Here is a 20,944-nt window from a genome sequence, read left to right as displayed (position 1 = left end):
GTGAGGCATTTGCGCGCGACGCGCTGTCGCTGCCTGAAATGGAAAAGTCCGGCGAAAACAGGGCAAAAACGCCGACATGCGATAATTGCGCTTTACGTCGCGCCGCGACGGCCCGTGTGCCCGAACCCTTGAAATCGCTTCTCGCCCCGCTCGACCAGATATCGGAATTCGACGAAATCGTCGATGTCCGCACGCCGCTCGAATTCGCCGAGGACCACATTCCCGGCGCGGTCAATGCGCCCGTTCTGTCCAATGAGGAACGCGTGATCGTCGGCACGATGTACAAGCAGGTGTCGCCGTTCGAGGCGACCCGGCAAGGCGCGGCCATGGTGTCGCGCAACATCGCCGCGCACCTCGAAACGACGTTCGCGGACCGTCCGCGCAACTGGCGGCCGCTCGTCTATTGCTGGCGCGGCGGCAAGCGCTCGGGGTCGATGACGACGTGGCTCAATCTGATCGGCTGGCGCGCGCGGCAACTGGACGGTGGCTACAAGAGCTACCGGCACGCCGTCGTCGAGTCGCTCGACACGCTGCCGGGGCAATTCCGCTACGTCGTTCTCGCGGGCCATACGGGCAGCGGCAAGACGCGGCTCCTGAACGCGCTCGCCGGAACCGATGCGCAAACGCTCGATCTCGAAGGGCTCGCCGCGCATCGCGGTTCGATTCTGGGCATGCTGCCGAACGAGGCGCAGCCTTCGCAGAAGGCCTTCGATACCGCCCTCGTCTCCGCGTTGCGCGCATTCGATCCGAACCGGCCCGTATTCGTCGAAGCGGAAAGCCGGCGCATCGGTTCGATATCGCTGCCCGTCTCGCTGACGGAGCAGATTCATCGCGGCACGTGCATCCGGGTGGAAACGGAGCGCGGCGAGCGCATCCGTCTGCTGCTGCAAGACTATGCGCACCTGTTCGACAACCGCGAGTTCTTCAAGGCGCAACTCGCGAAGCTGATCGAGTTGCACGGTCGCGCGAGAATCGGCGAATGGCAGACGATGATCGACGAAGACAAACGCGTCGAACTCTTCGAGCAGTTGATCGACCTGCACTACGATCCCGCCTACGCGCGCAGCACGGGCAAGCACTATGCGCAGTTGCCGCAGTCGATGCGCTTCGCGCTGCGGCCCACGGACGCCGATCTCCACGAACAGGCGCGCGCGCTGCTCGCGCAACTGCGCTAACGCTTCAACGCATCGATGCGCCGAAGCGCTCGCGCGCGGCGCATCACCAATGCTCGGCCGTCGGCCACGGCAGACGCCGCAGCGACCAGTCAAGCTCCGCGCCGACCACGCAGCGCCCCTCGGGCGACTGCAACGCGACCGTCACGGCGATGCACGGCCTGCCGCTCGCCAGCGACAGATACGGGCTGCTCGTGACGGGCACGCCCGGACGCAGCACGGCATTGCGGAAATACGGCCGATGGTCCCAGCGCGCATCGCGCGGATTCGCGACGGGATGCAGCGAACCGCCATCGACCGCCGACGCCCTGCCCGTCACTTCACGTCCGATCTGCCGCCCGGTATCGTCGAGCACGAAGCAGCTGACGCATAGCTCCAGTTGCGCGAGATCGCGGAATGCGCCGTCGAGCGGCGCGCCTTTCTGCCATGCGTCGACGGCTGCATCGAGCGCCTGCAGGTACGGCCGCACTTCCGCTTCGAACACCGCGTGCTGATGCGCGCGCCCTTGCGCGATCACATCGAATGCGTGATCGATGCGCCGGTGCACGGCGTCGGGCGGTGTAATGGACGGCGACGGCCGGCCAAGCAAAAAGCCTTGCGCGAAGTCGACGTTCGATTCGACGGCGAGAATCAGCTGCTGCGTCGTCTCGACGCCTTCCACCACCACCAGCATGCCCGCCTGATGCAGCAGCGAGACGAGCTTCGGCAAGATCGGCTGCTCGACGCCCGGACTCGTTGCGCGTATCAGCTCGCCGTCGAGCTTCACGAGATCGGGCCGGATGCGCAGCAGACGGTCGAGGTTCGAGTGGCCCGCGCCGAAATCGTCGACGGCAATCAGAAAGCCGTGCTCGCGATACTGCCCCGCCGCGCGCGACATGTCGTCGACGCTGCCGCCATGCGACTCCAGCAGTTCGAGCACCACGCGATCCGGCGCGAGCCCCGCCGAGCCCACGAGCTGCGCGAGCTGACGCGCATAGCCGTCGGCGATGAAAGTGGCAGGCAGGATGTTGAGAAAGAGCCAGGCGTCATCAGGGATCAGACGGCGCGCATTGCCGAGATGCAATGCGTGGCTCGCGCGGTCGAGATCGCCCTGATCGCTGAACGGCCTCGGCGAAAACAGCACGGCAGGCGGCACACGCGAGCCGTCCTCGCGCTCGCCGCGCAACAACGCCTCGAAGCCGACCTGCTTCTGATGCGAAAGGCTGTAGAGCGGCTGGAAGTGCGAGGTCAGCCAGAAGTCGTCCCACAACTGGCGAAGCGGCTCCGACGAAGCGCCGTCCGCGAGATCATGCGCCCATGTGAGACGCACAGGATCGACGGGCGCCGCGCGTTCGACGCACACGCAGTTGCGCCCCGTATGCTTCGCTCGCAGCAAGGCCTCGTCGGCACGATCGAGCAGCGCCATCACGCTCTCACCGCATCGGTATTGCGCAACGCCGAAGCTCGCGCTCAAGAGGCCATCGGGACGCGCAATGCGGCCGATTGCGATGCGCAATGTTTCGGCGAACTGCGCGGCAGGGCGCAAGGCCGCGTCGTGCAGCAGCACGAATTCTTCTCCGCCGATGCGGCCGACGATGTCGGCGGGCGTCGTCATGTCCTTCAGCATGCGCGCGACGTTCGACAGCGCCTGGTCGCCGACTGCATGACCAAACCGGTCGTTCAGCGACTTGAAGTGATCGATGTCGATAAAAATGGCGCTGACGCTTGAATCGCGGTCCAGCTTCGACAGACGCATCCCCGCCTGGTCGAGAAACGCGCGGCGGTTGTGCAGTCCCGTCAGCGGATCGGTTGCGGCAAGGCGCGCGAGGCCGTCTTCGAGCATAAAGTGATTGCGCCTGAAGCGATAGAAGCCGAAGTGAAACACGGCGGCCATCGGCAGCGCGATGGCGAGCCACATCCACCACACGACGTTCGCATCGCCTTGCGCGCGCGGCAGGCTCATCAACAGCGGCACGCCCGTTGCACAGAAGAGCGCGCTGCCGACGAAAAAATGCGCAGGCGTGAGCCACAGCGGCGCCGCGCAGACGGGAATCGCGACCATCGCGGGCAGCGCCCACGCCAACGGCACGTCGAGTCCATCGACATTCAATGCGAGCCCCGCAAGCAACACGAGCATATATGCGACGCCAAGCGCGCCGAATTGCGATGTGCTCTTCGCGCGTGCAATCGCGGCGACGAGCAGCGCAAGGCACGCGGCGCACGCAAGCCGCCAGACGAGCGGCGCGGCCGGCCCCGCCACGAAGCAGCGCGCGAACGCGAACGCCATGAACACGATGACGGTAAACGCCATCGTCATGGTTGCGAGGGGTCGCTGATGTTCCAGTGAACGTCGGTGAAACCGGTGTTGCAATCCGGCGTCGGACGTCCGATCCGTTGAGGAGGAAAGCATGTTGGGCTCAGGCCAGTTCCGGTGACTCTGCCGATGTATAACGGCATCTCTGGCCCGAGGTTGATACTTCATATGAAAACAGTCATGCGCGCTGGCATCGACTGATGCTGCATTTGACAATTGCACGTCTCGCGAGCGCATGTCACTCGCACCGGTCGCTCGCATCGAATGTCAATTGCGTCAGGCCGTGCGGCCTCATCCTCTCTGTGTGTGAGATCGGGAGTTCCTTCCCTTTAGAGAGCCAGTGAAAGAAAGCGCGTCCCTGCAACGGGATTCGCGTAATAGGCGGCCGTTTCGATAAAGCCCATGCGTTCGTACAGACGCTGCGCGAAGGCCGTTCGAGGAACGGAGTCGAGCACGAGCTTCGCATATCCCAGCGCCCTGGCCTTGCCGATCACCGATGCAACGAGTTGCTCTCCAAGCGAAAAGCCACGATATGCAGGACGCACGTAAAGCCGCTTCACTTCGGCAACTTCATTCGAATGACGCAGCAGCCCCACGCAGCCCGCTATATCGCCGTCTGCTTCCGCGACGAAGAACAGGCCCGATGGCAACGTGTATGTCTGCTCGAACGTCTGCATTTCATGCTCGAAGCCGCGATACGACAGATCCATGTCGAGCCATTGCACATACTCGCGAATGATCGCGACAAGAGCCGCCGTGTCCGACGGATAAACCGCTTCCCGAATCGAAGGAAGCACTTGATGCGTGATTGAAGCCGACATGTCGCCCTCGCGCTGAATACCCGGATCATCCGTATGGGACAGAGCGTAGTGCTCGCGACAGCGCGCGGTCTTGAACGTTTGTGCAAACGCGTCGCACGCTGGCATTCCCACTATCTGGCGCGGAACGCTAATTCACGGCGCCAGGCGGGACCGCATCGAGAGCATCGGGACACCCTTCGCCGCCCGAGATCGGACGCGTGCCTTCATCGATGCCGCGCGCTGCACGCGCTCCCGTGTCGATTTCGGCTATCGTCGAACGTCGTAGCAATGAAAGCCGCCTGATCGCGCGGTTTCGACAATTCATTCGAGGAGAAGCAACGATGAAAGTAATGGTGATCGTCAAGGCCACAAGTGACTCGGAAGCCGGCAAGATGCCGGATACCGAACTGCTGGCCGCCATGGGCAACTTCAACGAGGAACTCGTCAAGGCGGGCGTGATGCTCGCGGGCGAAGGCCTGCATCCCAGCTCGCGTGGCAAGCGCGTGCGTTTCTCGGGCGCGCAGCGCACCGTGATCGACGGGCCGTTCGCGGAAACGAAGGAACTGATCGCCGGGTTCTGGCTGTGGCAGGTAAAGTCGATGGAAGAAGCCGTCGAATGGGTCCGGCGCTGCCCGAACCCGATGGAAGGCGAATCGGAAATCGAAATCCGCCAGATATTCGAAGCCGACGATTTCGGCGACGAATTCACGCCCGAACTGCGCGAACAGGAAGACCGCGTGCGCGCCGACATCGAAAGGCAGGCGAACAAGGCGAAGTGACGCTGCGCTCGTCGGCGGAATGGAATGCCCTGTCCGCGTGCTGAATATGTGCTCAACGCGTACGCAACGCATCGACGATGCTCATGCGAGCGGCGCGCATCGCAGGCAGGAATCCGCCAACGAGTCCCATCGTCATCGAAAACGCGAGCGTCTTCACGACGATGGCGGGCGTCAGGATGAAACGGAACGACAGGTCCGCGAAGGTCTGGAAGTTGGTGGTCGAAAACGACGCGAACTGCATGAAGGCCGCGCAGCCCAGGCCCATCATCCCGCCGACGAATCCGAGCAACATCGCTTCGACGAGAAACGCGGCGAGCACGTTCGAGCGTCTGAAGCCGAGCGCGCGCAACGTGCCGATCTCCGCCACGCGATTCGCGACGGACGCATACATCGTGATCATCGCGCCGATCATCGCGGCGATCGAAAAGATCGTCGACAGCGTGAAGCCGAGAACGTTGATGAACGTCGAGAGCGCTTTCGACTGGTCGCTGTAGAACGTCTGCTCGCGCTTCGCTTCGTCGGCGAGGCGCGGATCGACGTCGAGATCCTGCCTGAAGCCATCGAACTGATCGGACTGCGCGAGGCGCACCACCATCGACGAATAACTGGTGCGGCGAAACGACTGCATCAGTTGATCGACGTCGCCCCAGATTTCCGAATCGAAGCCGCTGCCGCCGGCGTCGAACGTGCCGACCACCGTCCAGTCGCGCTGCGCAAAGTGCAAATGCTCGCCCGGCTGCGTGCCGCTGAAGCCCTTCGCGACGCTGCTGCCGACGATGATCTCCGACGAACCGGGACTGAACATGCGCCCCGACGCGAGCTTCACTTGCGGCCGCAAGCTCATGCCGGCGGGCGACACGCCGCGTATCACGACGTTCGACGGCTTGCCCGTGCTGAGCTTTAGCAGCGAAATCAGCACGACGGATTCCTTCGACGCCATGCGCCTGCCATCGCCGCCCATCGCCACGGCGGGATGCATTTCGATGACGTTGGCCTGAGCACGGTCGATCGCGCTCTGCACTTCCGTTTCCGCGCCCTTGCGGATCACCACGACGTTGTCTTCTTCGCCCGTCGAAACGAGCGTTTTCTTGAGGCCCGCGTCGAGCATCAGCACGGTCGCGAACACGAACACGACGAGCGCGAGTCCGCTCGCGGTGAGCGCCGTGGTCAGACGGCGCGTCCACAGATTGCGAGCGATGTACGAAAGCGGGATCGCCACGAATAGACCTCGCCTCTAGCCGATCGCCCGCAGGCCTTCGACGATCCGCACGCGCGCCGCCTGCATCGCCGGAATGATCGCGGCAGCAACGCCGACTGCGAGCGCGCACGCGGCCTGCAACAGCATCGTCTGGTGCGACACGACGAACACGGGAAACACGCCGCCTGTCGCCTGCTTGAAGAAGCTCGCGGCGGGCGGCGTCGCGAGCATGCCGAGCGCGCCGCCCACTGCGCTGATCGTCACGGATTCGCCGAACATCAGCAGCGCGAGAAAGCCCGGGCCGAAGCCGAGCGCCTTGAGCGTCGCGTATTCGACGGTGCGCTCGCGCGCGCTCATCGCCATCGCATTCGCCATCACGGCCATGATGATCACGATCACGACATACGACACGAGACGAATGGCCGCGATGATCTGATTCGACATCGCGACGAAGCCGAGCTGGAACGCCTGCTCCGTTTCCGTGAGCGTTTCGGCGAGCGAGTTCTTGAACACGGCGTCGACGTTGCGCGAGATCGCGGCGGCATCGTCGGGACTCGCGATGCCGAGCACGTACACGCCGACCTGATCCGGCTTGCGCCCCGGCATCTTGCGCACCGTTTCGTTCAGATAGTCCCAGTGAAAAATCAGCTGGCGGGTGATCGTCGATTCGTCGCGGCCATCGAGAATGCCGCGCACCGTGAATTCCCACGTGCCGGGATAAATCGTGCCCTTGATCGGGATCACGTCGCCGACCTTGAAGCCGAATGCGTTCGCAAGCTGCCTGCCGATCAGACAGCCTTTGCGGTCGCGCTCGTAGTCGCTGCGCTGCTGCGCGGGCAGAATGAATTCGGGGTACAGGTCCAGATAGTTGTCCGACACAGCGAACTGCGCGAAGAAGTTTTTCGGCTCGCGATAGATGCCGCCGAACCAGCTCGAACGCGCGACCATCGTCACGCCGTCAACGCCTCGAATGCGGTTCTCGTAGCTGAGCGGCAACGGAAACGTGAGCGAGATCGCATTGCGCGTGACGAGCCGCGCATTCGACGCCGCCGCCGCGCCCGCGTACCACGCATCGACCACCGTATGCAGCAGTCCGTATGCGAGCACGGCAATCGTCAGCCCGAGCACGGTCAGCATCGTGCGCAGCTTGTGACGCAGCGCGTTGCGCGTGATCAGCTTCAGCAGATGCATGGCCGCCTGCCAGTGCGCGCTTTATTGGGTATTTCAGCGAGCCGTTCCATCGATCAGCTCCCCTTTTTCCAGATGCACGAGCGCCCTTGCCGCACCCGCCGCATGCGCGTCGTGCGTCACCATGATGATGGTCTTGCCCAGCTCGCGGTTGAGCCGCTGCAACATCGACAGCACTTCCTCGGCGGATGCGCGGTCCAGGTCGCCCGTCGGCTCGTCGGCGACGATCAGCGTCGGATCGGTGATCAGCGCGCGTGCAATCGCGACGCGCTGCTGCTGGCCGCCCGACAGCTCCGACGGATAGTGATGCGCGCGGTCCGACAGATTGACCATGTCGAGCACGAGCGCCACGCGCTCGCGGCGCTCCTTGCGCGTCAGGCGCGTGAGCATCAACGGCAGCTCGATGTTCTCGAACGCCGTCAGCACGGGCATCAGATTGTAGAACTGGAAGATGAAGCCGACATGCGCCGCGCGCCATTGCGCAAGCGCCGCTTCGGAGAGCCGCGTGATATCGACGCCGCCGACGCGCAGCTCGCCGCCGTCCGGCCGGTCGATGCCCGCGATCAGATTGAGCAGCGTGCTCTTGCCCGAGCCGGACGGTCCCATCAGCGCGATGAAATCGCCTTCGCCGATCGCGAGCGTGATGTCCGACAGCACGGGCACGGTCTGCACGCCGCGCCGATACGACTTCACGAGGTGCCGGATGTCGACGAGTGGCATCGCCTCTTTCAGTGCCGCGCTCGCGTCGTGACTCATGTCGTTCACGGCTTGTTCGCCACGGTGACTTTCGCGCCGTCCTTGATGTGCCCGTCGGGCGAGCGCACGAGCACATCGCCGGGACGCACGCCGCCGACGGCAACCAGTTCGCCGAGCGTCGCGCCCGTTGTGACGGGCACTTCATGCACGATATCGTCCTTGATCGCGAACACGACCTTGCGCCCGCCACGCTCGACGATGGCGGCCGGCTGCACCGCGACCACCGGCTGTCTGTCCTGTGGCGGCACCGGCTTCGACAGGAACGCAATCTTCGCGCTCATGTCGGGCAGCACGCGTTCGTCGCGATCGACGAAGCGCACCTTGACGAGCACCGTCGCCTTCGAGCGGTCGACGGTCGGCACGATGCGCGACACGCTGCCCGCGAGGCGAACCTCCGGCAGCGCGTCGAGCTGGATCTCGCACGGCTCGTCGACGGTGATCTTCGCGATGTTCGATTCGGCGACGTCGGCCTCGACTTCGAGCGTCGCCATGTCGGCGATCGTCACGACGGCGCCCTTGCTGTCGGACGCCTGCGAAAACGGCGTGATGTTGTCGCCCACATTGGCGTGCTTTTCGATCACGACGCCGTCGAACGGCGCGCGGATCACCGTCTGATCGACGGAAACTTGCGCGGCCTGCGCGTTCGCCTGCGCCGACACGATCGCCGCGCGGCTGTTGTCGATCGACGCCTTCGCCTTGTCGTAGCGGGCGAGATCGGCGTCGTACTGGGTCGCGGGCACGGCCCCGTTCGGCGCGAGGATCGCGGAGCGGTGCAGATTGATTTCGGCGTTCTTCAGTTCCGCTTGCTGAAGCGCGAGATTGGCCTGCGCGACCTTGACCTGCGCCTTGGCCTGCGCGAGCGCGGCCTCGACGTCGTTGCTTTCGATCCGCGCAATCACCTCGTTCTGCTTGACGCGCGTGCCTTCGAGCACGCCGAGCCATTCGAGCCGCCCTTGCGCCTTCGACGCCACAGCCGCCTTGCGCTGCGGCACGACATAGCCCGTCGCGTTGAGCAGCGTGTAGGTTTGCGATGGGTAAGCGGACACCACGGTCGTGGTGTCGACGGTCTGCGGCCCGGCGAGCCTCAGACCGAAAAAGAGCGCGACGGCAAGCAGCAGCGCGACGGCCCCGTAGCCGATCCAGTTGCGCCGGCGCCCGCCTGTCGCGACAGCCAGCCGGTCGATTTTGAGCCGCTTCAGATCGTGATCTGCCAATTTATATGTCGTCGCCGGATGGCTCGTGCAACCCTCGACGCCTCATGCGATGAAGCGCGCATCGGCGCACCGCCATGCCGGCTACCTGTCCTGTATTCGGGCCCACAGTATAGCGCCGCCCATCGTCCATCCTTTTGTCCTGACGCGTGCGATTGCTTTACAGTCTTGCCGTCGACATCCGATTATTCGAAGGGGAACATCATGCAGGACAAGCAGACGGTGGCAGCGGACAGCACCGCCGTACGCGTGGCGCTGTGGCGTGCGATGCATGTGCAGGTCGATGCGACGCCGCACGTGCTCGACGACGAAATCGGCTTGCGCCTCGCCGCGCCCGACGAAGGCTGGCGCAACCGTCCCGACATGGACCCGCAGGGCACGCGCGGCTATCGGGCATCGATCGTCGCCCGCGCGCGTTTCATCGAGGATCTGGTGGCGCAAGAGGCGAACCACCGCGTGTCGCAGTACGTCATCCTGGGCGCGGGCCTCGATACGTTCGCGCAGCGCAAGCCCGAGATCGCGTCGCGGCTGCGGGTGTTCGAAGTGGATCGTCCGGGCGCGCAAGCGTGGAAGCGGCAGCGCCTGATCGAACTCGGCTACGGCATTCCGCCGTGGCTGCGGCTCGTGCCCGTCGACTTCGAAGCGGGCCAGTCGTGGTGGGACTGCCTGTCGGGCGCGGGCTTCGAAGCGGGCGCGCCGGCCGTCGTCGCATCGACGGGCGTGTCGATGTATCTGACGCGCGACGCGAATCTCGCGACGCTGCGTCAGATCGCCAAGCTCGCGCCGGGCTCGACGCTCGCGATGACGTTCCTGTTGCCGCTCGATCTCATCGACGCGGCTGAACGCGCGCAGCATGAGGCCGTATATGAACGGGCGCGCGCGGCGGGCACGCCGTTCGTCAGCTTCTTCAGCCCCGACGAAATGCTGGCGCTGGCGCGCGAAGCGGGTTTCAGCGATGTCCGGCATGTATCGACGGCCGACCTGACCGAGCGCTATTTCTCGCATCGACCGGATGGCCTGCGGCCGGCGACAGGCGAGGCGTTTCTCGTCGCGGGCACCTGAGACCCATCACCATGCCAGCGACGCGTTCGATGCGCGTAGTCGGCCGGACCCGCGCTTGAGATATATAACAACAAGGTGTCGAGCATGAGCGATACAACCGAAAGTCCCGCACGCCTGAGCGTTCTGAAAGGCCTGCTCCCCATCGACCGTACGCGGGCCTTGCGCGATGTGTTCGCGGGCGTATCGCTCGCGTCGATGGACATTCCCCAAGTGCTCGGCTACGCGCGCATCGCGGGCATGCCCGCCGTGACGGGGCTTTACACCGTCTTTGTGCCGCTCGTCGCGTTTGCGTTCTTCGGCGCGTCGCGGCATCTCGTGGTGGCGGCCGACTCGGCGACGGCCACGATCTTCGCAAGCCGCGCCTCGGCGCTTGCGCCGATGGGCAGCGCCGAATATGTGGCGCTGGCGGGCATGGTCGCGCTGCTCACTGCGGCGCTGCTGCTGCTTGCGCGCATCTTCAAGCTCGGATTTCTCGCCGACTTCCTGTCGCGCACGGTGCTGGTCGGCTTTCTGACGGGCGTCGGCATTCAGGTGTCGATCGCGATGCTCGGCGACATGCTCGGCATGACGGTGCCCTATCCTTCGTCGCGCAGTCTCGCGCAGTTCGCGTACGTGATCGGCCATCTCACGCTCGCGCATCTGCCGACGCTCGCGCTCACGGCGCTGGTGGTGGCAGCCATCCTCGGCTCGAAGGCGCTGTCGCCGCGTTTGCCGATACCGCTCGTGGTCGTGGTCGGCAGCATCGCGGCAAGCAAGACGTTCGACTTCGCGTCTCACGGCATTTCCGTGCTGGGTCCGCTTGCGGGCGGTTTGCCGCCGCTGCGCTTTCCGGACGTCACGTGGCAGCAGTTTCTCGATCTCGTGCCCGTCGCGGCATCGTGCTTCGTGATGATCATCGCGCAAAGCGCCGCGGCGGCGCGCGTGTTCGCGCAGCAGTTTCACGAAGATGTCGACACGAATGCCGATATCCTCGGGCTGGCCGCTGCGAACGCAGCCGCCGCGTTCAGCGGCACCTTCGTCGTCAACGGCAGCCCGACGCAGACCGCGATGGCCGAACGCGCCGGCACGCGCAGCCAGCTCGGGCAGCTCGCGTTCGCCGCCGTCGTGGTGGTCGTGCTGCTGTTCCTGAGCACGTGGCTGCAATATCTGCCGCACTGCGTGCTGGCGGGCATCGTGTTCACGATCGCGATCGGAATGATCAACGTGCAAAGCCTGAGGGCGATCCGCAGCGAGAGCCCCGGCGAGTTCACGCTGGCGCTCGTCACGGCGGCCGCCGTCGTGATGGTGGGCGTCGAGCATGGCATTCTGCTCGCCGTCGCGCTGTCGCTGATGCGGCACGTGCGGCACAGCTATCGTCCGCATACGATGGTGCTGGAGCCCGCGCCCTCGACGGGACGCTGGCTGCCCGTGCCCGCGCAGCCGGGAACGATGACGGCGCCCGGACTGATCGTGTATCGCTTCGGCTCCGATCTGTTCTTCGCGAACGATCACTTCTTCACAGCCGAAGTCTCGCGGCTGATCGACGCGGCGCCGGGTCCGCTGCACTGGTTGGTCGTCGATGCGGGCGCGATCACCGATCTGGACTATTCGGCCGCGCGCACGTTGAACGATCTGATCGATAACCTGCATGAACGGAAGATCGGCGTGCTGTTCGGACGGGTGAACCGCTATCTGCGCTCGGATATGGACCGGCACGGCATCACGCAGACGATCGGCGACGCGAACATATTCGAAACGCTGCATGAGGCACTCGCGGCAGCGGGCGTAAGCAGTCCGTCGGCGCACGAGCCCGGCATGCTGTAAGGGTTGCGCCACGCGGACAGGCGCCTCGGAAAAGTACGGCATGCCGTGCCATACTTGCGAACCGTCCTCTTCGAACTTTCCACACGTCAATGCGATGATCACCCGTTCCGCTTCCATCGGCTTCAACCTGAACCCGCTCGACCGCCGCTCCGACAAGCGCGACGACGACGCCTTCATCGAACGCCTGCGCAGCGATCCCGCCGCGCGTTTTTTCGTCTTTGATGGCGACGTCCCGTTGCTCAGGCGCGGCGACGGGCAGGATGCGTGGTTTCTCGCCCGTGAAGCGGCTGCATTCGGCGAGCCGCTGCAAAGCGTGTTTCTGGGGCAGCACGACGACGGCAGCGGCCGCTTCGCGCTCGGCTTCACGCTGGGCCTGGAGCCCGGCGAAGGGCAGACGCACGGCGTGCTGCACGAGCGCATCGACTTGCGCTCCATCGCAATGCGCGGCCTCGTCGCGCCCGAGTTGATCGGCATGCTGGGACAGGCGAAGTCGATGCTCGACTGGCATCGCCGCCACAGCTTCTGCGCGAACTGCGGCGCGGCCAGCCGCCCGGCGGCGGCAGGCTGGCAACGCGTGTGCGACGCGTGCGGCACGCGTCACTTTCCGCGCGTCGATCCCGTCGTGATCATGCTGGCAATCGACGGCGAGCGGTGTCTGCTCGGACGCCAGCGCCAGTTCGCGCCGGGCATGTACTCGGCGCTCGCGGGTTTCGTCGAGCCGGGCGAAACCGTCGAAGATGCCGTGCGCCGCGAAGTGCTCGAAGAAGCCCACGTGACCTGCGCGCAGGTCGTCTACTTCGCGTCGCAGCCGTGGCCGTTTCCTTCGTCGATGATGATCGGCTGCTTCGCGCGGGCCGCCGACACGAACATCGTCGTCGACGAGGCGGAGCTCGAGGACGCGCGCTGGTTCACGCGCGCGGAAGTTGCCGCGATGCTCGCGGGCACGCATCCGGACGGACTATCAGCACCGAAACCGTATGCGATCGCGCATCATCTGCTGCGCGCCTACGTCGAGCGCGGCGAGGCGGTGCTGCGAGGCGACGGCGATCAAGCGGTGACGCCGTCCGGCGCATCGTCACGATCCTGAACCGCCTGAACTTCCTGCACCGCCGCGCGCTCACGAGCGAGAGGCACGCCGCGCGTCAGTCGATGACGGCCACGACATTGACCGTTCCCTGGCGGGCCATCTTCGCGTAAGGACACAGGCGCTCGGCATTTCGCACCATCTCTTCGGCGACGGCACGCTCGACGCCCGGCATCCGCACGCGCACATCGATGACCAATGCATAGCCGCCGTCCATCGGATCGCGGCCGAACGCAACCCGCACCTCGACGGCCGTATCGTCGAGTTCCAGCTTCGCGCGCTTTCCGAGCAGATTCAGCGCGCCATGAAAGCAGGCGGCAAAGCCCGCCGCGAAAAGCTGCTCGGGATTCGTTCCGTTGCCGGGGCCACCGAGTTCCGTCGGCAGCCGCAGATTGACGACGAGATTCCCATCGTCCGAACGGGCCACGCCGGATGCGCGACCGTGCCCCGTCTCGCCGCCCGAAACCGTCACCGTCGTCGTGTACAGCGGCGCGAAATCCCGGCCCCGATAACGGTCGAGCAGCGAAAGCGGAGGGGCTCGCAGTTCCTCGTTGTCTTTTTCGTTGTCCATGTTGCCCTCTGGCTCGGCGACGAGCGCGCCGGTTCCCTGTGGTCCCTCTGATTCCCTGTAGACGAGCGTACGGGATTGCCTTCGGCCCCGATATCGGCGAATCCGCGCCCGTCTCCGACGATATGCGCGGAACGAACGATCGTATAGCCGGCGTCGGCGTTCCGCATGGTTTTCGCCCGGACGTGCCCGCTTCGGAACGCGTGTCCGCAGGCGCAACTCATATGCTATGCGAGCGCGGACCAGGGCGGTAGAGCTTCCACGGCCTCACGGTGTTTCCCCTCCGGCGTCAATCGAAAGTCAATCGAAAACAGGCCGCCAGAACGCTGTACCGCATGTCTTCAACGTGTCCTACACTACGAAAGCCAGCCGAAAGCCCCGCCAAAGTTCTACGGCTGCGCAACACTCCCGATGCGCAAATAAGACAGGCACCCGGACGGTTCGGCGATGTAGGTGCCCATAGTCGGAGCCCTCAATGGATCAAGCGGATATACCGCAGCATGGTTTTCGCGTTGGCCTGCCCAACCCCGCCGACGCCTTGTCCACCTGCTTTGCGACGAGCTACGCGGGCATCATCTCGTTCATGGCCGTCGCCACGGAAGGAAGCTTCGCCAAGGCGGGCGAGCGATTGGGGATCGGGCGCTCGGCTGTCAGCCGCAATGTCCAGAAGCTCGAAACGCAACTGAGCACACGCCTCTTTCTGCGGACGACGCGAACGACCCATCTGACGCGCGAGGGCGAGCGCTTCTTCGAGAACTGCAACCGGGGCGTGACGCATATCGTCGAGGCGATGAACGACATGCTGGACCTGCGCCGCGGCCCGCCGCGCGGCCTGCTTCGCATCAGCTCGACAGTCGGATTCGGGCGCAAGGTGGTTGCGCCGCTGATTTCCACGTTCACGGACGCCTACCCGGATATCGCAGTCGATCTGCTTCTCGACGACCGGCCTGCGGATTTCGCCGCCGAACAGATCGATGTCGCGTTTCGCGATGGGCGCATCGAGGACTCCAGCATCATCGCGAAGCAACTGATTCCGATGCAGATGGTGCTCTGCGCCTCGCCTCTCTACGCCGAAAAGCGCGGGCTGCCTACGACGCTCGACGAACTGGGCCAGCACGAGTGCATCAACTATCGCTTTTCGAGCGGGCGCGTGTGCGAGTGAAAATTCAAGGTCGACGGCCATATGCGAAAGTTTCTGCCGACGGCGAGACTGACTTTCAACGACGCGGACCTCGTATTGCGCGCAGTCCTCGACGGACATGGCATCGCGCAAATGCCCGGCTATCAGATATGCGATCACATCGCGCGCCACGAACTCGTGATGGCTTTGAAGCGGCATGTGCCGGACGACCGCGGCCACTACATCTGCTATCTCTGCCGACAGCATCTGCCGTCGCGCATTCGCGTGTTCGTCGATTTCATGACCGAGCAGATTCGCGCGCTCAATCTGCTTTGCTTCGAAGATTTTTATACGGAATGTCCTGAGCGCGAGCATCAGGCATGAAGGCCGTCCGTGCCATAACGGTAGCCTCTGCAATTGATGCCGCTACGGAAACGGTGAGTGTTGCGATGTGCCTCTACTGAAGCAGCGACTCGGGGCCTACGATTCAGGCATGGTAACGCGGCCGATCGACTCGGTTGACGAGCCGTCGAGGCCGCGAGTGGAGAACATCATGTCTCGTTTCGGACCTGCGCTCGTATTCGCCGGCTGGATCATCCTGACCGTCGTCAATATCGGACTTGCGCTCGCAGTCTCGTTCAGCGGCGCCGTCTGAACGGTTGTCGACGGGTTATCGATGAATTGTCGATTTACGGATGAACTGCAAACCGGTCGCAGCGCTGTGCGTGCTGCAACCGGCCGCGATCGACGCTCCGCGCACTGTGCGCACTACTGCGCCGCGGTCAGCTTCAATCCCGCAGGCCGCAACGGCGGTGGTACTTCCTGATGCCCGCGCCGGTCGTCGGACACCTGTTCGATCCCCTTCTTCTGCACTTCCTCGCAGAACGCGATACGCGAACGGTAGTAGTCCGCCTGCATCTGCGCGTCGAGGACACGTTGCTCGGCCTGGTAGAGTTCCATCCGTAGATCGTGCAGCGCACGTTCAGCCTGTCTTTCAGGGGCGGCAGAGTGATGTGACGCCCAGCGGATCAGCCATTGCAGCATCGTGGAGCCCTCCTCTTCGCAATTGTGCTTATGCGGCATAAAACACGCGCGCTGTTCCTGTTCACCACGGCTCTAGGCTATCAAAAATAAGATAGGCGCTTGTGTGTCTTATCGCACGTGTTGCTAAAACGATACCTCGGCAAATCCCCCGTTGCGCATTGCCGCCAATTGCGATGCACATCCCGCAAAACGCGCGGTGCGGCACGCAGGCCGCGCGTGGGTCGCAGGTGATTTGCACAATCCTCTCAGCCGGGCGGGCCAGCCGCTTTCGGACGACGGTCGAACCCATGTCCCCGGACGTTGAACCTGAACGCGCACGTTCACGTTGACGTATAATGCGGTTCATTCTGACTGCATCTCCCGGCGTACCGAAACATTCGCGAGACACGTCGTGGAGCGTTCGAACAGTGGATACATTCACCAACATGCGGATATTCGTGCGCGTCGCGGAAGAAGGCAGCTTCACGGCCGCCGCGCAGCGCCTGAACATCACGACACCCGCCGTATCGCGCGCCGTCTCCGCGCTCGAAGCCTATCTGCGCACGCGCCTGCTAAATCGCAGCACCCGCAGGGTCGTCCTCACCGAAGCCGGGCATCGCTATTTGCAGCGCTGCGAGCAGATTCTCGCGTTCGTCGAACAGGCAGAAGCCGAGGCCGCCGACGCGCAGGTTCGTCCGACGGGGCAATTGCGCGTGCACGCGACGTCGAGTTTCGGCCAGACGTATGTGACGCCCGCCATCGTTCGTTATCGCGAGCAGTATCCCTCCGTGTCGGTCGATCTCACGCTTTCGCAGCACATGCCCGACATCATCGACGAGGGGTACGATGTCAGCGTTGTGCTGAGCGTCGAAGAACTGCCCGATTCGAGTCTCGTCGCGCAGCGGCTCGGCACGTTGCGCAGCGTGCTGTGCGCGGCGCCCGTCTATCTGCGCGAACACGGCATGCCGCAGGACGTTCACGAACTGTCGCGGCACGCGTGCTTCCAGTTCGTCTCCGCCGTCTATCCCGTCGACCGCTGGCTGCTCGAAGGTCCGAACGGAATAGAAACCGTGCATCTGCGGGAAGGGGGTTTCAGGATCAACTCGGCCGACGGACTCGCCGTGGCGTTGAAGGAAGGGATCGGCATCGGCGCGGTGCCGATGTCGACGGCGGCAACGGCGTTGCGTGACGGCTCACTGACCCGCGTGCTTCCGGACTACCGGCTTCAGCCTCTGACCGCATATGCGCTGTACACGTCGCGGCGCTATCTCGATGCCAAGATAAAAACCTTTGTCGAACATCTCAGGGACTTCATTCCGCAGATGCTGGAATCGTACGAAGCGAGCCTGAAGGGCGTGGCATAGCGCGCGCACGAGCAGCGCTCGACGATTACCCCGCCAGCCCCGCAAGCTGCGCGTGAAGCGCATCGGGAATCTCGATCCCGTCGCGCTCGGCCGCATCGGCGAGACTGCGCCGGCGCTCGCCCGGCAAGCGCACGTCCGCATCCTGAAGCATCGCGGCGATCAGCGCCTCCACTCTCGACAGATACGCTTCGCTGCCTGCCAGCGCGCCCGGATCGATCGCCCAGAACAGGTGGCCGATCTGCGATTTCTCGCCCTCTTCCGTCAGGAACGAGCCCGCCTCGTAGCCGAAGTTCGCGCCCGCAAGCGCCGCTGCGAGCAGCTCGACCATCAGCGCCAGCATTGCGCCTTTCGCGCCGCCGAACGGCAGCATCATGCCGTCGAGCGCGGCTTTCGCGTCGGTGGTCGGCAAGCCGTCGCGCGTCGTCGCCCAGCCTTCTGGAATCGGCTTGCCTTCGCGCGCCGCGACCATGATCTTGCCGCGCGCCACGTTCGACAGCGACAGATCGATCAGCAGCGGCGCGCCATCGCGGCGCGGAAATACAGCCGCAATCGGATTCGTGCCGAACAGCGAATGTCGCCCGCCCCACGCCGGCATCGCAGCGGGCGCATTGCTGAACGCGAGCCCCACGAGACCCGCCGCGCCGAGCGCTTCGAGGTGATACGCGCCGACGCCGAAATGATGGCTGCGCCGCACGCTCGCGACCGCGCTGCCCTGCTCGCGCGCGCGGCCGATCAATGTTTCGATGGCAAGCTCGCAGGCCGGAAACGCCATGCCGTCGGCGGCGTCGATCAGCACGGCCGCGTTGCGCGCATTTGCGATGAACGCCTGCGCCTGCGGATCGACGCGGCCGTTGCGCAACTGCGCGACATACATCGGCAGACGCGCGACGCCGTGCGAAGATAGCCCGCGCTCGTCCGCGTAGACGAGCGCGCGCGCCGTCGCCGAGGCCGTCTGCTGCGTCGCGCCCGCAGCCAGCATTGCGCGGGTGGCGAGCGCGTACAGGTCGCCGGATGAAACACGCGTCATATCGAGACTCCTTCCCGTCGTTGTGAATCGCGCTCGCCTTCGAGCAGCGCCTGCGTCACGCGCGCCGCAACGAGCGTGCTGACGCGTTCGTTCGATTGCACTGTGAGTCCCGCAATATGCGGCGTCAACACCAGGTTCGGCGCACCGGCGAGCGGCGACCCCGCCTTGAGCGGCTCGTCGGCGAATACGTCGAGCGCCGCGCCGCCGAGACGTCCGTGCTTCAGCGCATCGGCGAGCGCGCGTTCGTCGATCACGCCGCCGCGCGACGTATTGATCACCACCGCGTGCGGCTTGAGCATCGACAGTTGCGCGGCGCCGAGCAGATTGCGCGTGCCATCGACGAGCGGCACGTGAACCGACACGACATCCGCCGCACGCAAAGCATCGTCGAATGTCATGCATTGCGCGCCCGTCTCTTTCCAGCACGCGGCGCTCGCCGGCTGCTGCGGATCGTAGCCCGCGACCCGCATGCCGAGCGCGCGCGCCAGTTGCGCGACGAGCTGTCCGATCCCGCCAAAGCCGATCACGGCCAAGGTGCCGCCCGCCGCTTCGCGTCCGTTCGACAGCGCCGTGCGCGGCCATTCGCCCGCCGCCACGGAAGCGCTCGACAGATACGCGCCGCGCAGCAGCATCAACGCCGTCGCGATCACATACTCGGCGACGGCGCGCGCATTCGCGCCCGTCGCGGGCAGCACCTGGACGCCGCGCTGCGCGCACGCCGCGAGATCGATATTGTCGAGCCCGACGCCCAGGCGACCGACGGCGATCAGTTTCGGCGCGGCATCGAGCAACGCCTGCGTGACCTGCGTGCGATTGCGCACGATCAGCGCATCGGCATCGGCGAGCAGGCTGCGCAGCGTCTCGGGCTGATCGACGAGCGATGCGTTCGCCTGCACGTCGAAATGCTGCTCCAACGATTCGACGGCGGATGCATCGATGAACTCGCTGACGACGACTTTCTTGCGATCGTTCTTCAATTGGAGCGCTCCCGTGCATAGGCGGGCGTTCTTTCGCTGATCTCCTCGGCCGTTTCGGCTGCTTCGTCCTCCTTGCTGATGGCGAGCGGCTCGGCGAGTACCTTGCGCGCGGCTTCGACATCGAATGCGCCTTCCCAGCGCGCGACCACGAGCGTGGCCACCGCATTGCCGATCATGTTGACGATCGCGCGAATCTCGTTGAGCACGCGGTCGATGCCGATGATCAGCGTAATGCCTGCGACGGGGATGATGTCGTGCGTCGACAGCGTCGCGGTCAGCGCGACGAGCGCCGCGCCCGCGACGCCCGCGCCGCCCTTCGACGTCACCATCAGGATCGCAAGCAGGCCGATCTGCTGAACCAGCGACAGATGCGTATTCGTGGCCTGCGCGATGAAGAGCGACGTCATCGTCAGATAGATCGCGGCGCCGTCGAGGTTGAACGAGTAGCCGGTCGGCAGCACGAGCCCGACGACGGGCTTCGGACAGCCGAGACGCTCGAGCTTTTCCATCAGTCGCGGCAACACCGATTCCGTCGTCGACGTGCCGAGCACGATCAGCAGTTCTTCGCGCAGGTACTTGAGCAGCGGCCACAAGCCGACGCCCGTCCAGCGGCAGATCGAGCCCAGCACGAGCACGATGAACACAATGCTCGTCAGATAGAAGCAGACGATCAGGAGGCCCAGTTGCTGCAACGTGCCGATGCCGTACTTGCCGACCGTGAACGCCATCGCGCCGAATGCGCCGAGCGGCGCGAGCCGCATGATCATCTCGACGATCTTCATCAGCGCTTCGCCGCTCTGTTCGATCACGCGCGACAGGAAGCGGCTGCGGCGCGACATGATCGACAGCGCGATGCCGAACAGCACCGAGAACAGCAGCACCTGCAGCAGGTTGCCGCGCGCGAACGCGCCGACGACCGAGTTCGGCACGATCTCTTCAAGGAAGCTCTGCGATGCCGCCGTATGCACTTCCGCCACGTAGTGACTGACGGCGTGCGTGTCGAGTGTTTGCGGGTCGATGTTGAGCCCTTCGCCCGGATGCAACACGTTCGCGACGATGAGACCGATGACGAGCGCGAGCGTCGTCACGGCTTCGAAATAGAAAATCGTCTTCAGACCGACACGGCCGACGTGCTTGAGATTTTCCATCCGCGCGATGCCCACCGACACGGTGCAGAAGATCACCAGCGTGATCAGCATTTTGATGAGGCGGATGAACGTGTCGCCGAACGGCTTCATCTGCACGCCGAGATCCGGCGAGAAGTAGCCGACGAGAATGCCGGCCGCGAGGCCGATCAGAACCTGCACATAAAGATGCTTGAGCACGCGCAAGATGGTGTCTCCTCCACTCGCTGCTGCTTGAAGTGAACAGCGTCGCGCATCGTGCGTCGGCCTTCTGTCCTTCCGTGGCCCGCTTTGCACGGTGCGCGCGCTGTAGCGAAACTGCGTTCGCAAAGCCCGCCGCGCTCAGCACAAGCAGGCGGGCTTTATGGGCACGATGCCATGTGATCGCGCAGATC

17 protein-coding genes and 1 pseudogene are annotated in these 20,944 nt (G+C 64.6%); 7 read left to right on the top strand and 11 right to left on the bottom strand.

Annotation, left to right across the window (positions count from 1 at the left end; all coding sequences use genetic code 11):
* The first annotated feature begins 128 nt into the window (after nt 1-128).
* On the top strand, nt 129-1,175 hold the full coding sequence (gene mnmH / locus AABE10_RS19945) for a tRNA 2-selenouridine(34) synthase MnmH (protein ID WP_342934980.1): 1,047 nt from the start codon (nt 129-131) through the stop codon (nt 1,173-1,175).
* Between the two features lie 43 nt (nt 1,176-1,218).
* Here the strand turns inward: mnmH and AABE10_RS19940 are convergent, their stop codons facing one another.
* Nucleotides 1,219-3,561, bottom strand: coding sequence for a bifunctional diguanylate cyclase/phosphodiesterase (locus AABE10_RS19940; protein ID WP_342934979.1), 2,343 nt, complete (start codon nt 3,559-3,561; stop codon nt 1,219-1,221).
* Nucleotides 3,562-3,794: 233 nt separating this feature from the next.
* Entirely contained in the window at nt 3,795-4,286 is a 492-nt protein-coding gene (locus AABE10_RS19935) for a GNAT family N-acetyltransferase (protein WP_342934978.1), read from the bottom strand.
* A gap of 320 nt (nt 4,287-4,606) precedes the next feature.
* Here AABE10_RS19935 and AABE10_RS19930 point away from each other — a divergent pair, with 320 nt between their 5' ends.
* Nucleotides 4,607-5,044 carry a YciI family protein gene (locus AABE10_RS19930; protein ID WP_342934977.1) on the top strand — a complete coding sequence of 146 codons (438 nt, stop codon included), beginning with the start codon at nt 4,607-4,609 and terminating at the stop codon, nt 5,042-5,044.
* 52 nt (nt 5,045-5,096) lie between these two features.
* Here AABE10_RS19930 and AABE10_RS19925 read toward each other — a convergent pair whose 3' ends face one another.
* From AABE10_RS19925 to AABE10_RS19910, 4 genes are read right to left on the bottom strand one after another with little or no spacing between them, the layout of a single operon-like run.
* Nucleotides 5,097-6,263, bottom strand: coding sequence for an ABC transporter permease (locus AABE10_RS19925; RefSeq protein WP_342934976.1), 1,167 nt, complete (start codon nt 6,261-6,263; stop codon nt 5,097-5,099).
* Nucleotides 6,264-6,278: 15 nt separating this feature from the next.
* On the bottom strand, nt 6,279-7,433 hold the full coding sequence (locus tag AABE10_RS19920) for an ABC transporter permease (RefSeq protein WP_342934975.1): 1,155 nt from the start codon (nt 7,431-7,433) through the stop codon (nt 6,279-6,281).
* 33 nt (nt 7,434-7,466) lie between these two features.
* Nucleotides 7,467-8,186, bottom strand: coding sequence for an ABC transporter ATP-binding protein (locus AABE10_RS19915; RefSeq protein WP_342935261.1), 720 nt, complete (start codon nt 8,184-8,186; stop codon nt 7,467-7,469).
* A 5-nt stretch (nt 8,187-8,191) separates the two neighbouring features.
* Complete coding sequence (locus AABE10_RS19910) at nt 8,192-9,400, bottom strand: efflux RND transporter periplasmic adaptor subunit (RefSeq protein ID WP_342934974.1); 1,209 nt, start codon at nt 9,398-9,400, stop codon at nt 8,192-8,194.
* Nucleotides 9,401-9,601: 201 nt separating this feature from the next.
* On the opposite strand from AABE10_RS19910, the gene AABE10_RS19905 reads away from it, so the two are divergent.
* The 3 genes from AABE10_RS19905 to nudC all read left to right on the top strand — a co-directional run bounded on the left by AABE10_RS19905 (nt 9,602) and on the right by nudC (nt 13,349).
* The gene (locus AABE10_RS19905; protein WP_342934973.1) at nt 9,602-10,459 is read left to right on the top strand and encodes a class I SAM-dependent methyltransferase; all 858 of its coding nucleotides are present in this window, start codon (nt 9,602-9,604) and stop codon (nt 10,457-10,459) included.
* Nucleotides 10,460-10,543: 84 nt separating this feature from the next.
* Nucleotides 10,544-12,262, top strand: coding sequence for a SulP family inorganic anion transporter (locus tag AABE10_RS19900; protein ID WP_342934972.1), 1,719 nt, complete (start codon nt 10,544-10,546; stop codon nt 12,260-12,262).
* Nucleotides 12,263-12,356: 94 nt separating this feature from the next.
* Nucleotides 12,357-13,349 carry an NAD(+) diphosphatase gene (nudC, locus tag AABE10_RS19895; protein ID WP_342934971.1) on the top strand — a complete coding sequence of 331 codons (993 nt, stop codon included), beginning with the start codon at nt 12,357-12,359 and terminating at the stop codon, nt 13,347-13,349.
* Between the two features lie 55 nt (nt 13,350-13,404).
* Here nudC and AABE10_RS19890 read toward each other — a convergent pair whose 3' ends face one another.
* Nucleotides 13,405-13,917 (bottom strand): Ohr family peroxiredoxin, encoded by a 513-nt coding sequence (locus AABE10_RS19890; RefSeq protein WP_342934970.1) that lies wholly within the window; start codon nt 13,915-13,917, stop codon nt 13,405-13,407.
* Nucleotides 13,918-14,389: 472 nt separating this feature from the next.
* Here AABE10_RS19890 and AABE10_RS19885 point away from each other — a divergent pair.
* Nucleotides 14,390-15,418: pseudogene (locus AABE10_RS19885) on the top strand (LysR substrate-binding domain-containing protein).
* Nucleotides 15,419-15,802: 384 nt separating this feature from the next.
* Here the strand turns inward: AABE10_RS19885 and AABE10_RS19880 are convergent.
* Nucleotides 15,803-16,078, bottom strand: coding sequence for a hypothetical protein (locus AABE10_RS19880; RefSeq protein ID WP_090867668.1), 276 nt, complete (start codon nt 16,076-16,078; stop codon nt 15,803-15,805).
* A gap of 407 nt (nt 16,079-16,485) precedes the next feature.
* Between AABE10_RS19880 and AABE10_RS19875 the strand changes: the two genes are divergently transcribed.
* Nucleotides 16,486-17,421: a LysR family transcriptional regulator gene (locus tag AABE10_RS19875; RefSeq protein WP_342934969.1), complete on the top strand. Its 936-nt coding sequence runs from the start codon at nt 16,486-16,488 to the stop codon at nt 17,419-17,421.
* Between the two features lie 25 nt (nt 17,422-17,446).
* On the opposite strand, the gene AABE10_RS19870 is transcribed toward AABE10_RS19875, so the two are convergent.
* From AABE10_RS19870 to dctA, 3 genes are read right to left on the bottom strand one after another with little or no spacing between them, the layout of a single operon-like run.
* Nucleotides 17,447-18,448, bottom strand: a complete 1,002-nt coding sequence (locus AABE10_RS19870; RefSeq protein ID WP_342934968.1) for an Ldh family oxidoreductase — start codon at nt 18,446-18,448, stop codon at nt 17,447-17,449.
* On the bottom strand, nt 18,445-19,425 hold the full coding sequence (locus tag AABE10_RS19865) for a hydroxyacid dehydrogenase (RefSeq protein WP_342934967.1): 981 nt from the start codon (nt 19,423-19,425) through the stop codon (nt 18,445-18,447). The genes AABE10_RS19870 and AABE10_RS19865 overlap by 4 nt, the downstream gene beginning before the upstream one ends.
* Nucleotides 19,422-20,756 carry a C4-dicarboxylate transporter DctA gene (gene dctA / locus AABE10_RS19860; protein WP_428983357.1) on the bottom strand — a complete coding sequence of 445 codons (1,335 nt, stop codon included), beginning with the start codon at nt 20,754-20,756 and terminating at the stop codon, nt 19,422-19,424. The genes AABE10_RS19865 and dctA overlap by 4 nt, the downstream gene beginning before the upstream one ends.
* Nucleotides 20,757-20,944 lie beyond the last annotated feature (188 nt).

The sequence above is a fragment of the Paraburkholderia diazotrophica genome, assembly GCF_038900755.1.
In the GTDB taxonomy this organism is placed as follows: domain Bacteria; phylum Pseudomonadota; class Gammaproteobacteria; order Burkholderiales; family Burkholderiaceae; genus Paraburkholderia; species Paraburkholderia diazotrophica_A.
This window is presented reverse-complemented; position numbering and strand designations above follow the sequence as displayed.

Coding starts and splice junctions, on each gene's coding strand:
- AABE10_RS19940 (WP_342934979.1), bottom strand. CDS start 3,561: ATGCTTTCCTCCTCAACGGATCGGACGTCCGACGCCGGATTGCAACAC.
- AABE10_RS19935 (WP_342934978.1), bottom strand. CDS start 4,286: ATGTCGGCTTCAATCACGCATCAAGTGCTTCCTTCGATTCGGGAAGCG.
- AABE10_RS19930 (WP_342934977.1), top strand. CDS start 4,607: ATGAAAGTAATGGTGATCGTCAAGGCCACAAGTGACTCGGAAGCCGGC.
- AABE10_RS19920 (WP_342934975.1), bottom strand. CDS start 7,433: ATGCATCTGCTGAAGCTGATCACGCGCAACGCGCTGCGTCACAAGCTG.
- AABE10_RS19915 (WP_342935261.1), bottom strand. CDS start 8,186: ATGAGTCACGACGCGAGCGCGGCACTGAAAGAGGCGATGCCACTCGTC.
- AABE10_RS19905 (WP_342934973.1), top strand. CDS start 9,602: ATGCAGGACAAGCAGACGGTGGCAGCGGACAGCACCGCCGTACGCGTG.
- AABE10_RS19900 (WP_342934972.1), top strand. CDS start 10,544: ATGAGCGATACAACCGAAAGTCCCGCACGCCTGAGCGTTCTGAAAGGC.
- nudC (WP_342934971.1), top strand. CDS start 12,357: ATGATCACCCGTTCCGCTTCCATCGGCTTCAACCTGAACCCGCTCGAC.
- AABE10_RS19890 (WP_342934970.1), bottom strand. CDS start 13,917: ATGGACAACGAAAAAGACAACGAGGAACTGCGAGCCCCTCCGCTTTCG.
- AABE10_RS19880 (WP_090867668.1), bottom strand. CDS start 16,078: ATGCTGCAATGGCTGATCCGCTGGGCGTCACATCACTCTGCCGCCCCT.
- AABE10_RS19870 (WP_342934968.1), bottom strand. CDS start 18,448: ATGACGCGTGTTTCATCCGGCGACCTGTACGCGCTCGCCACCCGCGCA.